The following is a 14,025-nucleotide window of genomic DNA, read 5'->3' as shown; positions in this document are numbered from 1 at the left end:
ACGTGGAGCCCTAGTCAAGATCGACTTTCTTGCGGGAGGCTTTGAGCTGCGATCGCCTTGCCTTACTTTCCAATCGCCGCCGCTTAGCGCTCCGACTTGGTTTGGTCACCCGCCGCGCCTTTGGCAATATTGCGACTGCCTTTACCATCTGCTGCAATCGCTTCAGCGCTTCTTCTTTATTCCGCACCTGAGTACGATGCTCTTGTGACTTGATCACAATCACGCCATCTTTGGTCAGTCGCTTGTCTTGACGCGCCAACAGCCGTCGCTTGTAAAAATCTGGCAGAGAAGACGCGCCGACATCAAAACGCAGATGCACGGCTGTTGCCACCTTGTTGACATTTTGGCCACCCGCGCCCTGAGAGCGAATCGCGCTGATCTCAATCTCGCTATCTGGAATCGAGACCATATTGGAAATTCTCAGCATAGTCTTAGTCCAGAACGGTTTAGTCAGAACGGTTTAGTCAGTAGTCGCCTGATTTAGCAGTCGATTGATCAGCGGTGGTGCCAACGGTGATCGAATGTTATGCAGAGGCTTGCCCGCTTAGCTGCTCAAATTCTTGCCAGCACAGGTACATCGCCCGAGGCACGTGAAAGCACCCCTTCCACTTTCCTCCTTTTAGCGGTAGCAGCACCTCTCCACGGCGGTTGAGATAGCCATACCATTCGCCCTGCTCGCTGGGGAAATGGCTCCAGGTATAGTCGTGTACTTTTTGATACCAAGTCCAGCAGTCTTTTCGGTTGGTTAGTCGGTATGCCATTGCCAGAGCTACTAACGTCTCTAGATGCACCCACCATAGCTTTTGATCCCACTCTAGCTGCTGAGGTGGATGACCTGCTACGTCCATGAAGTAGTATAGGCCGCCGTATTGCTGGTCCCAGGCAAAATCGAGAATGCTGAGGATAACCTCTGTGGCCCGGTGGATGAGCTGGGTGTTTTGCTGACGCTGGGCGATCGCCATCATGAACCACATGGCTTCAATCCCATGCCCTGGATTGATTAGACGTCCTTCGTAGCAGTCCACGCGCGCTCCGTCACTAGCTACATGTTCGTACATCAGCCCTTGCTCTTTATCTAGAAAGACGCTGATCACCTCGTGGACTGTTTTGGCTAGTACTTCGTCTAGCTGATTGTCTGCTAGCAGCCAGTCCATTTCCAAAGATAGATTGGCTAAAATCATTGGCACCGCTAGCGACCTTAGCGGTCGGGTTCCTGGATATGCCTTGTTGTAAGTTCCTTTCGGATTGGATTGCCTGCGTAGAACGTTGTGATATGCCTGAAGCGAAGTTTCTTTAGCCGCCTCGCTACCCGAGGCCAGGGCATACTGGCTAAATGCCATGGCCGCGAAGCAATCTGAAAAAATGTTGTACGGCTGAACCAGCGGCTGTCCTTGCTGAGTCAAAGAAAAGAACCAGTTTCCGTCCGGGTCTCGACCGTACTTAGCTAGAAAATCTGCGCCAGCTTGAGCTAGCTTGAGCCAGCTCTCCTTTTTTTGAGCCGATACGCTTTCTGCTTGGTTGTAAAGCATAGAGAACGTCCACACCTGTCTGTTCTGTAGCCAAATGAATTTGTCAGTATCGTAGACACTTCCCTCAGCGTCTAGACAGGTAAAGTAGCCACCATACTGGGTATCGACCGAGTGCTTTTCCCAAAAGGGAATGACGTTGTCGAATAGGGTGCTGCGATACAGGTCGGCTAAATCGCGATAGCTATAGGTCATTGCTTTGTATTTACATAAAGAGACTAAGTAGCCCGCTTCTAGAAACTATAAAGTCTCCCTCGAAAATGTTACACCCCCCTTCATTTCGAGTAGCCTGTAACTATCCAGTGGTTTTTCTACAGGTAAGCTGTACTAGGGGCCGCTAAGCAATCAGTTGGATATTTTGATGCAAAAAGCTAGCCGTATTCAAAGCAATTTTTCTGCTGCTGTCAGCTTGTCTGTCGACTCGCCTATCGGCCAAACCTCTCAATTGGGACAGACCTCTGGGCCTTTGCCAGCTCGAAGCAAGCAGAAAAAAAGCCGCAAGAATGCTTTATCGCGCGTGCTCATGCTAGCGTCAGCTACAGCGCTAGTTCCGTTTGCTAGCAAAAGCGCGATCGCCAACTCGTTTGCCAATGCTGCTACCCCCTCATACGACATCTCGCAGCACCTAGACGCGGTTACTCAACCAGCACAGACCCCCCAAGCATTCAATCAGTCGCAGGCGATCGCACCTCAAGTCGATCAGGTGCCACCAGTCTCTTTTAGCCACAGCTCTGCTCTCGCGTCGGCTAGTGAGCAGCTATCCCCCGCCGTCGCTAATACAGACAGTAGCTGGTCTCTCTCCTATGCTACGCAGGCCAATACCGCGCAGACTAACAGCGCTGTGCAATTGGTCATCGCCAAGGTAGCTTCTGATACCAGACGAGCAAAAAGCTGCGTAGACGATAGCTGCCGCCGGTTGACCTACATCCGTTCGCAGCTTCCTGCCATCACAGCTAAAGTCCAGCGTCTAGAAGAACAGCTCAAGGATTTCTCGCGGCAGCATGGGCAAGGGGATATCAGCGCCTACAAAACGGCCCTAGGCGATCGCATTGCAGAAGTTTCGGGCCAAGAACGGCAGCTTGACATTGAATTAGACCAAACTCACCTGCGAGTTGAGCGGCTCACAACCCAGCTATCTTTCGCCAATGTAGCGGCTGGTAGCGCCGAGGATATCTTGGCCGAAGACGCGAACTATCAGGCGCTATGGCAGCAGCTCGTTGCTGTAGAAGAGAACATTCAAAAAGAATATAGCCAGGTCAATGCCGATGGCACTGCGCTCAACCAGCTCTATGGTGAATATCAAACGCTGCTTGGAAAAACCCAAACCGCTGCTAGAGAAGTACTCAGTCGCTATATGACGGCTGGAAACCAGATTGCGGGGCTGACTAATTACGCGAAGATCGCTGTCGAGACGTATGGTGACTTATTGGTTGAAACTCATCAGCAGAGAGTTCAGCAGCTTCGCCAGCGCAAGCTGGCCGCACTCGAAATTGGCTTATCGAGCCGTCAGCAGCGCTTATCTAGCAAGATCGGTGAATACGAAAGCCTTCAAAGAGAGCTGAATGCTGAGCGAACCGTATTAGACAGCTATCACTCGGAGCGCGATAGCATTCTGGCAGCTTCGCCAGAATCGGCTCCAGGATCGACGATCATGGCCGATGGCACACCTGTCTACAATGCTCAGTCTATGACGGCTGCACAGACCCTGTTGCCGCTGCTACCCAACGGCAGTGTTGCTAAGACCTTGCTGGGTGTTGCGATCGCATCGAGCATGGTGGCAGCAGCATCCCATCGCCGAGCGGAGAAGAAAGCGGCCACACTCGGAAAGAGAATTCTTGAGATCTTACCGACAAGTCATACAGCTAGTCAGACAGTCGGTCGCCAGACAGTCGGTCGCCAAGTAGCTGGTCGTCAAGTAGCCGGTCGTCAATTAGCTGGTCGCCGGGCAGTCGGTCGTCATTCGGTCAATAGTCGTGCGGTCAATAGTCGTACGGTTAAGCGCGTAAAGACTCAACCGCAGATGATTTCTTTAGCAGCGCTGACTAAAGAGCCTCAGGCCAAGGTGCAAACGGCTGAAGCTATTGAAATCGCAGACGTTAGAAGTGTCAAAGTCGAAAGTGTTAAGGGCACTGAGGTCGCAGTCGCTAAAAGTATCGAAGTTACAAATAACAAAGCTATCGAAATCGTAGATGCCAAGGCTGTAGTTTCTAAAGCTGTAGATACTAAGGTTGCAAATACCAAGGCTGTAGATAATAAAGCTATCAAGACCCCAGATACCAAGGTTGTAGATATCAAGGTTGTAGATCCTACGACTGTAGATAACAAAGCTATCGAGATTGCAGATACTAAGGCTGCAGAGCTCCAAACCACTGAGATAGTAGATTCCGAGACCATTGAGATAGTAGATCCCAAAGCTATTGAGATCGTAGAATCTGAAGACTCTTTGGAAGTATTGTTTGCGACAGAAGAAATGCCTGCCAAGGGAGCTTCGTTCTGCATTGTGAATGATTTAGGAGAATTTGAGATCTCTGAAAGTGCGGTGCAGTCCTTGGATGAACTTGTACCTGAGCTGAAAGCCGATGAGTTTAAGCAAGCACGAGAAAACCTGACGTCTGAAGATCTGCTCGCGCCGGAGGTGGACAGCCTTGAGGTGACTCCGGTTCAACTATCGGTAGAAGAAACTGGTTTATTTCTAGATAATGCGCTTGGTTGGGTTATAGACGATTTGGGTCTAGTTGATGTTGTCGCTGCTGAGGCAGAAACAGATAAAGCAGCGCCCATTGAAAGTTCTGTTGCCGAGTCTGAAGTTGCCAAGCCTGAAGTTACCAAGTCTGAAGTTGTTGGGTCTGAAGCCGTTGATCTAGCAGCCCTTGACTCAGTAGCGCCTGCCTCAGTGGTTGGATCTCCAATGGTCGAATCTTCATCTGCAACTATATCTATCTAAATCTATCTAAGCCATTCTGAGCATTGCTTACTTAAGCCGCCGCCGCTTACGACTCTTTGATCTGACTGGTCAATTGGGTGGAGATACTCGGCTGTTCTGTTTTGCTATAGTCCTAGCGAAAGCCTCCTAGTTTTTGGCGATTTTCGCTAGTTTGCTATGTCTTCTTCTACTCATCCGTTTAGGCGGCTGCTAACCTATGGCCGAAAGTATCGGTCGCAGGCGTGGTTGGCTAGCCTATGTTCGTTGCTTAATACAGTTTTCGATCTGGCTCCCCCGGCGTTGATCGGTGTGGCGATTGATATCGTGGTCGATCAGCAGAACTCGATTCTGGCGAGATGGGGCGTGGTGGAGTTGCGATCACAGTTCGTCTTGCTCTCTGCCTTGACTTTCCTGGTTTGGATTCTAGAATCTGCCTTTCAGTATGCGTACGAGCTGCTGTGGCGCAACCTGTCGCAGTCGGTGGAACATAACTTACGCATAGACGCTTATGGGCATGTGCAGAACCTAGAGCTGGCCTATTTTGAAGAGCGCAGTACTGGCCAGCTAATGTCGATGCTGAACGATGATATTAACCAGCTAGAGCGCTTTTTAGATCGAGGTGCGAATCAGCTGATTCAGATGGCGGCGACGGTGCTGATTATTGGCGCAGTATTTTTTGCGCTAGCGCCGGGACTCGCTTGGATGGCACTGGTGCCGATGCCGTTAATTGTGGGCGGGGCGATCGCCTTTCAGAAATTCTTGGCCCCTCGCTACGCTGACGTACGAGACAAAGCGGGCCTGATCAACGCCCGGCTGATCAACAACCTGACTGGCGTCGCCACTATCAAAAGCTTTACCGCTGAAGGCTACGAGCTAGATCAGCTCAGCCGCGAAAGCCAAGCTTACAAAATCAGCAATCGCCAAATGATTGTTCTAAGCGCCGCGTTCATCCCTTTGATTCGGATTATTATTCTGATTGGATTTACCGGCATTCTGTTCTATGGGGGACTGGCGACGGCGGCTGGCAACCTAGAAGCGGGCACCTATACAGTGCTGGTTTTTCTGACGCAGCGTTTGCTTTGGCCGCTGACCAGGCTAGGAGAAACGCTTGATCAATACCAGAGAGCGATGGCCTCAACTCGCCGCGTGCTGAACCTGTTGGATACGCCTGTCGCTATCCATCCGGGAACAACTGCTTTGCCAATTACGCAGGTGAGTGGCGAAGTCATCTTTGAGAATGTTTCCTTTGGCTATCACGAGCGTCAGCCTATTCTCAATAATCTCTCTCTTAAAATTCCGGCTGGAAAAACAACTGCAATTGTAGGCGCTACCGGTTCAGGCAAAAGCACTTTGGTCAAACTGTTGCTGCGCTTCTATGAGGTAAACGCGGGGCAAATATTTTTAGACGCCCTAGATGTACAGTCGCTGACGTTAGAAGATCTAAGAAAGTCAATTGGGCTAGTTAGTCAAGATGTGTTTTTGTTTCACGGTACGGTTGCTGAAAATATTGCTTATGGCAGCTTTAATGCGACTTTGGATGAAATCACTAGAGCGGCGCATGTGGCCGAGGCGCATGATTTTATCGTCGGGCTGCCGGATGGATATGACACGATTGTGGGCGAAAGAGGTCAGAAGCTATCGGGCGGGCAGCGGCAGCGGCTAGCGATCGCTAGAGCCCTGCTCAAGAACCCACCAATTCTAGTGCTAGATGAGGCGACTTCGGCAGTCGATAATGAGACTGAAGCAGCCATTCAAAAGTCGCTTGAGAAGATTACTAAGGAAAGAACTGTGATTGCGATCGCGCACCGTCTCTCTACTGTCCGTAATGCTCACTGTATCTATGTGATGGAACAAGGCAAGCTAGTTGAAAGTGGCACTCACGAACAGCTGCTATCGAAAGAGGGAATCTATGCAGGCTTGTGGAAAGTACAAACGGGTGAAAAGGTAGGGTAGATCATGCTAAGGCTGTATGCGACAACGGACTAAGTGACTTGCCTGTATCAGATACACACCTGTTTAGCGCTACATATCGAAACCCACCCCGACCTCCACTGCGCTTCGGCCACCCCTCCGGCGGAGGGGACATTGGCTATGTGTTTAGAGATACGGGATTTGGTTCCCTGTGGGAACCGTAAGGGAGGGGTTTTCCAATGCGTACCCTAAATAGGTACCTGGATGCATCCGTTACAGGCTCCGATGCATCAGAGAAACGCTATATCAATTACCAGCAGAGTTCAACAAAAAAGGTCATCTACGCCAGATAGCAAAGGCTGTAGATGACCGTAGTTCTGATAGGGAATTGATAGATCCCGGTCAACAGCAGATTCTAATCAACCGGCGATAGCTCCGCCTCGTCTTCCAATGCGCCTTCTGGTTCATCTAAGACCAGCTGTAGTAAAGGCGGTGCGAGGAAAGTGGTCAAGATTACCATGACGATAATTGCCGCTTCTAAAGGCTTGTCTAGGACGCCGCTAGCTGAGCCGATGCCAGCAAATACCAGACCGACTTCTCCACGGGGAACCATGCCGACGCCAATGGCCAAACGATTGATCTCTGGTTTGCCGAAGACGGCCCAGCCGGTGATGACCTTACCGATAATGGCCACAGCGAGCAGAAACGCGGCAATGACCAGCCCGGCGCGATTCTCAGCGACCGCTGGATTCAATACGCCTAAGTCAGCCTTGGCACCGACCGTTACAAAAAAGATCGGTACCGCAATATCAGCCACGGGTAGCACCTGCTGATCGAGTTCTTTGCGCTTGTCAGTTTCGTCTAACACTAAGCCTGCTGCAAAGGCACCTAGAATTGCTTCTAGATGAATGATGTTGGCTAGAAAGGCCATGACTAGCGCGAAGGAGAGCGCCGGAATTAATAGGGCACCGCGCGTCTGTAGTTTGTCTGCGATCGCAACAAAGCTGCGGTTAAAGAATTTGCCCAATAGAATCGAACCCAGCAAGAAAGTTGTCGCGCTGAAAATTAGATAAACAACGTTTATCAGGTCAACTTCACCCGTTTTAGCGAGGCTAGCGACTACTGCCAAAACAATGATGCCGAGCACGTCGTCAATTACTGCTGCGCCAACAATAATCTGACCTTCGGTTGACTTTAGCTGTCCTAGCTCTGAGAGTACCTTTGAGGTAATTCCAATACTGGTTGCGGTCAGCGCCGCCCCGGCAAAAATTGCTGGAATAACCGGTGAATGAAATATTGCGACTAGGCCGACCGTACCTAGTAAAAACGGAGCGGCTACACCGACAATCGCGACAATGGCAGCCTGATAGCCAACTTTTGTCAGCTCGCGCAAGTCTGACTCTAAGCCGATTTCAAAAAGTAGAACAATCACCCCTAGTTCAGCGAGAACAGAGATAACTTCACTTTGGCTTTCAAAGATATGACCAACTGCTGTGGCATCCAGATTGCCTAGCTGCTGCAAAATGCCCATGATCAGTGAGTCACTCGCCACCGCGCCAGATTCGGGAAACACCAGCAGCTGCAGCGCTGAGACGCCAACAACAACACCCCCAACCAGTTCGCCAAGTACAGGCGGCAGGTTGAGTCGCTTAGAGAGCTCGCCGCCTAGTTTACTGGCTGCGTAGATAGTTACTAGGGTCAATAAAACGCCTGCAAGCACCCAGGAGCCATATTCAGATTCTGGGGTAGTCGCCTCTGGGGTCTCGGCTAAAAGAGTGGGTAGTGTGGACCAGGCTTTTGGGGTTAGGAAAGAAGATAAATGGGATAGACAATAATCGATAGTTGGCAGCATCGTAAATCGCCTTTGGGGGCAAAAAAGGGTTTAAAGATGATTCGGAAAAGAAAAAATTCAAGAACAAAGTTATCGGATTGTGTGAGCGTTTCGTCCACAACAGAGGGCTTAAGCAAGCTGCATGCTTCAGTGCCTATTTATAGCTGTTGAAGACTGGGGCTGGGTTAGTGACAACTTCTAGTGACAACCTCAAGATGAGGTAACAACTGCCACAGTTACGCTACTAAAGACATCACACCGTTGAAGATATCTGTGTGGAGGGAGAGAGAAATTGTTTGATTGATGATTTTCCATGTCTTATAGAGGTGTTTGTAAAGGTGTTTGATTGGAAGTGTTCGCGAAAGTGACAGGCTTTAACTGGCTGAGAAAAACTACTTCTTCTGTGAAGGTAATTGGCAAAAGATAGATTTTAATCTATGCTGAACTGTTTCTCATAGATTTTAGTCTATCATCGTTTGATCCTCCCAGAGATTTTCAACTGCTAAAAACTTTCAGCGTCATCCAAAATAAGAGTTCATAAGAGAGACTACGTGTTTAGAGATTTGAGCGCGTAAGTCGAGGCGTGTAAGGGTTTGCGTAGACGGTGCAGCATGCAGTCCTAGATTCGTGTACAACCCTAGATTTTTAGAATTGAAGGCGGGATAGAGATATCTCGTGGTGAGCGCTAATCTGTTTGGCTGTTCCGGTTACAATGCCTAGCGGCTGAATGACCGTTTTCCGCAACAGTAAGTTGACCGTAAAAATAGCGCCTAGAAAACAGTGAGAAACAAACTACAGCTGCTTCATCAATCTTGACTATTCATTACCTCGGAAGAAAGAGGTTCAGCTAGTTTCACTCACTATAGGATGGGCCTATCCTGCTAAAGGACAAACCTAGGCAAGCAGACTTGTGAACTTTCTAACGTTATTGTCTGATGTCTATTTTGTAAGCCGTCTGAGGACATCACTATGAACGAACAACAAGAGAAAGATCTGACCGCCTTTTTGACGGCCCTTAGCGAGCAAGAGGAGTCTTTGCCAGCCGGGTTGCAGGCGCAGCTTACGGGTATTGGTCAGAATCTAGAAGGCCGAGTGATGGAGTTGCGGGCGATCGCAGCGAGCATTCCTAGCCTAAACCAAGCCTATCAAGCCGCTTTGTCTGATGTGGAATCTGACGATAGCAATCCCAAAGCAACGCTAGTATCTACAAACAGTCGAGAGCGCAGTGTAGACATCAGCAGGCGCGGGGCCAAAATTCTTACCGATGCCGATCCGGTTCAAGCTGCCAAGAAAGAAATGTCCCCTTCGATTGGGCAGATTGCATCAAATCCGTTCAAGCGTCTTTTTGGCCGAGGATGATCTGCTAGGCAAAGTAGCTCTGCAAAGGCTGCTCTATCTTATTGATCAAAGCATTAGTGATTAAAGCGCTGTGGTTGTTGAGGCGCTGTGGCAAAGAGGTGCTAACTTAGGGGCTAGCTGGGGTGATAGCTTAGGCGTGCCCAGGCCACAACACGCAGCAGTTCTTGCCGCTATGTCCACAGGCGCTTACAACACAACTTCTATCGGCTGGCGGCTTAGTCAGATGTGGCGACGCGGCTCCGAATGGCTGGAGTATCAGTTTGCTCAAGCCGATATTGATTTGCCTGAATTTCCAGACTGGTCTTTGCCAGAGGAAGTTGGGCGGGTATTGTTTTGGCTGTTTGTCGTGGCGCTGTCGGTCTGGCTGGGCTGGCTGCTGTACCGAGCGCTGGAGCCTTCTATTCAAAAATGGCTGGCGCAAGATCGGCAGTGGGTGAAGCTAGGCCAAAGTGCGATCGCCCCTGAGGCAGATCACAGTGCTCAGTACTGGTGGCAGCAGGCTCAGACCTTTGCTCAGAATGGTCACTATGGCGAGGCGTGTAAAGCGCTGTATCAGGCCACCCTGCAGCAGTTAGACGATAGCCGCACGCTGACACACGATCCTAGTCGCACGGATGGTGAGTATTTGGCGAGTCTTGATCAGGCGTTGGGGAAACCGATGCCCCGCCCCTATCAGCTATTGATTGGCACTCATGAGCGGCTGACGTTTGGGGCTGCGACTGCCACGGCTGAGATGTTCAAACGCTGTCGCCGCGCCTACGAACAAATTCAGAAGGAGATCGCAAAGAAATGACGGTTTCTCCTTCAAACTCGCCTGAGACTAGCTCTCCTGATGACAGAACTGAGACTAAATCGCCGAATCGTCGCTATTGGATCATTGGCATACTATTGATAGTGCTGCTGGTGGCGCTGGCGATCGCGCCGACCTATAACCGCACCTCGGCAGGATCTACGTGGCAAACCAATCCGGGTGGCTACGGTGCTTGGTACGAGTACATGCAAACGCAGGGCGCACCGATCGAAAGGTGGCAGCGACCTTTGTCCGAGCTGGTAGAAAAAACGGCGTCTGATCGTCCGGCAACACTGCTTCGAGTTGTGCCTTCGGGGATATCTATAGAACTGTTCAGCACTTTTGTTGATCAAGAAGACTGGCTAGATCAAGGTAATCAGTTGATTCTGTTAGGACAGCCGCAGGCGGTGACAGCCGCGCCTTTTTTCTCTGAGCTAGCTTCTGAAGTCGGTGAAGTGGCGATCGCGACTCGCCGCCGTAAGGAAGAGGCTCAGGCTCCCCTATTGTCTGATGGCTATGGTGCTGTGGTTTGGGAAGTTGATAGAGATAACTTGGTAGACAATTCCGAAGGCACTTCTGAAGCTAGCTCTGGAAGCGACCCTGAAGGTAACACTGAGGCTAGGACTGCTGCTGGCCGTTCGATCGTGTCAACGACGCCGTTCTTGGCGGCAAATGCCTATCTCGATGCGCCGGGGAACTTTGCGTTTTTGGCGCAGTTGGCTAACGAAGCGGGCGGGCCAATCTGGGTGGATGAATATCTGCACGGTTACAGAGATAGAGACGTTGTGGTCGAAGAAGTAGCAGGAACCTGGGTGGGCTATCTGTCTAGAACGCCGCTGCTAGTTGCGATCGCGCAGGCCGCTGTTGTATTAATCGTGGTGCTGATTGCTCAAAATCGTCGGCTGGGACTAAGGCGATCGCTGCCTGTCGTCAAAACCAACAACAGCGAAGCCTATATCAAGGCGCTAGCAGGCGTACTGCACAAAGCCGACAGCCGCGATTTTCTCGTCGAAACCCTTACCCAGGCTGAGCAAAAGAAATTACAGAAGGCTCTAGGACTGGGTGAAGCGCCTGTCTCTTTGGCAACGCTGCAAACCGCCTGGCAGCAGATCGGTCAAAACCCTGGCGAACTGAATGTATTACAATCAGCGCCCCGAAACAGCAGCGCCTTACGCACCTGGCTGCAGCGGCTTCAGTCTCTAGCTTTCAAGGCCAATCGTTCAGCAGGCCGACAGGCCAATCAGTCAGCTCAGAAAGTCGATTAGTAAAACAACGCTACGGAAAGAAGTTTAGGCATGAACGAACTGCAAGCCAGCCTTAGTCGGATTAGTCAGGCCGTCAACCAGGTCGTCGTTGGTCAGCAGTCGCTGGTCGATCAACTGCTGGTGGCGCTACTCGCCGACGGTCACGTCATTCTAGAAGGCGTGCCTGGTACGGGCAAAACCCTGCTAGTCAAGGTCATTTCTCAACTGCTGCAGGCCGATTTCTGCCGCGTTCAGCTCACGCCCGATATTTTGCCCTCAGATATCTTGGGCACCAATGTCTTCGATCTGAACACGCGCAGCTTCACGCTGAAAAAAGGCCCAGTTTTCACCCAAGTGCTGCTGGCTGATGAAGTCAACCGCACGCCGCCTAAGACGCAGGCCGCGCTGCTAGAAGCGATGGAAGAGCAGCAGGTAACGCTCGACGGGACTAGCCATCCGCTGCCCAATTTGTTTTGGGTAGTCGCGACTCAAAACCCCTTGGAATACGAAGGGACCTATCCGCTGCCCGAAGCTCAGCTCGATCGCTTTTTGTTCAAGCTGGTGGTCGACTACCCCACCCCTGAGGCTGAAAAGCAGATGCTGCTCAACGCCCAGGCAGGCTTTGAAGCCAAGCGAACCTCGCTGAGCCGATTGCAGCCAGTGACTACCGCTGCTGATATTCTCAACGTTCGTCAGGCCGTCAAGCAGGTAGTCGTGCAAGAGCCGGTTTTAGACTATCTGCTAGCTTTGGCTCACAAGACACGGCAGCACCCCGATTTAGAAGTCGGTACCTCACCACGGGCGACTGTGCAGTGGCTACAGGCAAGTAAAGCCTACGCCTGGCTACAGGGCTATGACTACGTTTCTCCCGATGCGGTGAAGGCCGTCGCTCCGCCATTGCTCAGGCACCGTTTGATTCTGGGGGCAGAGGCGCAGCTCGATGGCTCTAGCGCCGATAACGTGATTCGAGGATTGCTAGAGAGCGTACCTGTTCCTAGATAGGTCTGGCTGGTCTGGGAGTAAGGAAGCTAAAACAACGGATCAAAACATATGGTGCCTACTCGAAGAACCTATGGACTGCTGATTGCGGGCGGGGCGGCGGCGACGGTGCTGGCGACCTTTACGGGAGGCGGTGGTAGCGGTGGTGGAGGTCGAGTCGCCCTTGCCCTTTTGGCTGTGCTTTGCTTCGACGGTGCGGTTCTACTAGCGATGCTGTGGGACGGCATCATGGTCAAGCAGCGCCGCGTCCAGATCGTTCGCGATCCGTTACAGCGTCTGTCTATTGGCCGCGATAATCACATTGAGCTGCAGATCACATCGAAAACAGCCGCCGATATTCTGATTTACGATCGCTATCCTGTCGCTTTTGATGGCCCAGACATGCCGCTGCGAGCTATGATTGCAGCGCTAAATACGGCCAGTTCAGGCAGTTTAGACCAAACCGTACAGACGCTAGACTACACCGTCAATCCCAAGCGTCGAGGCGATTATACCTGGGGTGACATTGACGTTCGTCAGCGAGGGCCGCTCAAACTCGCCTGGTCTGGCTGGCGCATTCCGGCCACAGAATCAGCGGCTGTCTATCCCGATCTGATCGGTCTGCGTCAGTTGACCATTCGCTTGGCCTTACAGTCTACAGGCACCCTCAAGCAAAAGCGTAAGCTTGGCGTTGGCACTGAATTTGCCGAGCTGCGAGAGTACGATGTCGGTGACGATCCGCGCTTTATCGATTGGAAAGCGACCGCTCGTCGTAGTCAGCCCCTGGTTCGTGCGCTAGAGCCAGAGCGAGAGCAGACGCTAATTATCTTGCTAGATCGCGGTCGGTTGATGACTGCTCAGGTGCAGGGACTGTCGCGATTTGACTGGGGACTGAATGCGACTTTGGCCTTGGCGCTAGCTGGTATTCGGCGGGGCGATCGCGTCGGTATCGGCATCTTTGATCGCACGATGCACACCTGGATGCCCCCCAAACGCGGCCAGCCCTATCTGCGCCAAATGATCGAACAGCTCACCCCGATCCAGCCAACACTGGTAGAATCCGACTACTTTGGCGCAGTCACTCAGGTGGTTCGGGCTCAAAATCGCCGGGCGCTCGTCGTTGCTATCACCGACGTTATTGACCAAACCGCCTCTGCCGAGCTGCTTAGCGCCCTGGTTCGTCTGCGGCCTCGCTATCTTCCCTTTTGCGTCACCCTGCGCGATCCGCACGTGGACCAGCAAGCCGCCGCTACCCAGCCCGATATTTCAGGCGCGTACGAAAAAGCTGTCGCCATCGATCTGATCGCGCAAAGGCGAGCGGCCCTGAGCCGGCTGAAAAAAAGCGGCGTGATGGTGTTGGACGCACCCGCTAATGCCATTACGGAAGCTTTGGTAGACAACTACCTGCGGATTAAGGCCCGTGCGCTGCTGTAGCTTTAGATCTTTGTTTTTAGATCTTTAGC

General features: G+C 51.6%; 10 protein-coding genes. 7 read left to right on the top strand and 3 right to left on the bottom strand.

Annotation, left to right across the window (positions count from 1 at the left end):
- Positions 1–10 precede the first annotated feature (10 nt).
- Positions 11–427, bottom strand: a complete 417-nt coding sequence (gene arfB, locus IQ256_RS01265; protein ID WP_193853472.1) for an alternative ribosome rescue aminoacyl-tRNA hydrolase ArfB — start codon at positions 425–427, stop codon at positions 11–13.
- Positions 428–524: 97 nt separating this feature from the next.
- Positions 525–1,721, bottom strand: a complete 1,197-nt coding sequence (locus IQ256_RS01260; RefSeq protein WP_193853470.1) for an AGE family epimerase/isomerase — start codon at positions 1,719–1,721, stop codon at positions 525–527.
- A 166-nt stretch (positions 1,722–1,887) separates the two neighbouring features.
- Between IQ256_RS01260 and IQ256_RS01255 the strand changes: the two genes are divergently transcribed.
- Together IQ256_RS01255 and IQ256_RS01250 are read left to right on the top strand one after the other, a co-directional pair.
- Positions 1,888–4,470, top strand: a complete 2,583-nt coding sequence (locus IQ256_RS01255; RefSeq protein ID WP_193853468.1) for a hypothetical protein — start codon at positions 1,888–1,890, stop codon at positions 4,468–4,470.
- Positions 4,471–4,626: 156 nt separating this feature from the next.
- Positions 4,627–6,402 carry an ABC transporter ATP-binding protein gene (locus tag IQ256_RS01250; RefSeq protein WP_193853466.1) on the top strand — a complete coding sequence of 592 codons (1,776 nt, stop codon included), beginning with the start codon at positions 4,627–4,629 and terminating at the stop codon, positions 6,400–6,402.
- A 373-nt stretch (positions 6,403–6,775) separates the two neighbouring features.
- Here the strand turns inward: IQ256_RS01250 and IQ256_RS01245 are convergent, their stop codons facing one another.
- Complete coding sequence (locus tag IQ256_RS01245; protein WP_193853464.1) at positions 6,776–8,212, bottom strand: cation:proton antiporter; 1,437 nt, start codon at positions 8,210–8,212, stop codon at positions 6,776–6,778.
- A gap of 948 nt (positions 8,213–9,160) precedes the next feature.
- Between IQ256_RS01245 and IQ256_RS01240 the strand changes: the two genes are divergently transcribed.
- The 5 genes from IQ256_RS01240 to IQ256_RS01220 all read left to right on the top strand — a co-directional run bounded on the left by IQ256_RS01240 (position 9,161) and on the right by IQ256_RS01220 (position 13,996).
- The gene (locus IQ256_RS01240; protein ID WP_193853462.1) at positions 9,161–9,550 is read left to right on the top strand and encodes a hypothetical protein; all 390 of its coding nucleotides are present in this window, start codon (positions 9,161–9,163) and stop codon (positions 9,548–9,550) included.
- 70 nt (positions 9,551–9,620) lie between these two features.
- On the top strand, positions 9,621–10,343 hold the full coding sequence (locus IQ256_RS01235; protein ID WP_193853460.1) for a DUF4129 domain-containing protein: 723 nt from the start codon (positions 9,621–9,623) through the stop codon (positions 10,341–10,343).
- Positions 10,340–11,605 (top strand): DUF4350 domain-containing protein, encoded by a 1,266-nt coding sequence (locus IQ256_RS01230; RefSeq protein ID WP_193853458.1) that lies wholly within the window; start codon positions 10,340–10,342, stop codon positions 11,603–11,605. The genes IQ256_RS01235 and IQ256_RS01230 overlap by 4 nt, the downstream gene beginning before the upstream one ends.
- 30 nt (positions 11,606–11,635) lie before the next feature.
- A complete protein-coding gene (locus IQ256_RS01225) occupies positions 11,636–12,586 on the top strand; it encodes a MoxR family ATPase (RefSeq protein WP_193853455.1) in 951 nt (316 codons plus the stop codon).
- A 48-nt stretch (positions 12,587–12,634) separates the two neighbouring features.
- On the top strand, positions 12,635–13,996 hold the full coding sequence (locus IQ256_RS01220) for a DUF58 domain-containing protein (protein ID WP_193853453.1): 1,362 nt from the start codon (positions 12,635–12,637) through the stop codon (positions 13,994–13,996).
- The last annotated feature ends 29 nt before the right edge of the window (positions 13,997–14,025 follow it).

The organism is cf. Phormidesmis sp. LEGE 11477 (assembly GCF_015207105.1).
Classification (GTDB): Bacteria; Cyanobacteriota; Cyanobacteriia; order Phormidesmidales; family Phormidesmidaceae; genus Phormidesmis.
This window is presented reverse-complemented; position numbering and strand designations above follow the sequence as displayed.

Bases quoted from the DNA above. Each gene is read 5' to 3' on its own strand.
- IQ256_RS01245 (WP_193853464.1), bottom strand. From the start codon at position 8,212: ATGCTGCCAACTATCGATTATTGTCTATCCCATTTATCTTCTTTCCTA.
- IQ256_RS01250 (WP_193853466.1), top strand. From the start codon at position 4,627: ATGTCTTCTTCTACTCATCCGTTTAGGCGGCTGCTAACCTATGGCCGA.
- IQ256_RS01230 (WP_193853458.1), top strand. From the start codon at position 10,340: ATGACGGTTTCTCCTTCAAACTCGCCTGAGACTAGCTCTCCTGATGAC.
- IQ256_RS01260 (WP_193853470.1), bottom strand. From the start codon at position 1,721: ATGACCTATAGCTATCGCGATTTAGCCGACCTGTATCGCAGCACCCTA.
- arfB (WP_193853472.1), bottom strand. From the start codon at position 427: ATGCTGAGAATTTCCAATATGGTCTCGATTCCAGATAGCGAGATTGAG.
- IQ256_RS01225 (WP_193853455.1), top strand. From the start codon at position 11,636: ATGAACGAACTGCAAGCCAGCCTTAGTCGGATTAGTCAGGCCGTCAAC.
- IQ256_RS01240 (WP_193853462.1), top strand. From the start codon at position 9,161: ATGAACGAACAACAAGAGAAAGATCTGACCGCCTTTTTGACGGCCCTT.
- IQ256_RS01220 (WP_193853453.1), top strand. From the start codon at position 12,635: ATGGTGCCTACTCGAAGAACCTATGGACTGCTGATTGCGGGCGGGGCG.
- IQ256_RS01255 (WP_193853468.1), top strand. From the start codon at position 1,888: ATGCAAAAAGCTAGCCGTATTCAAAGCAATTTTTCTGCTGCTGTCAGC.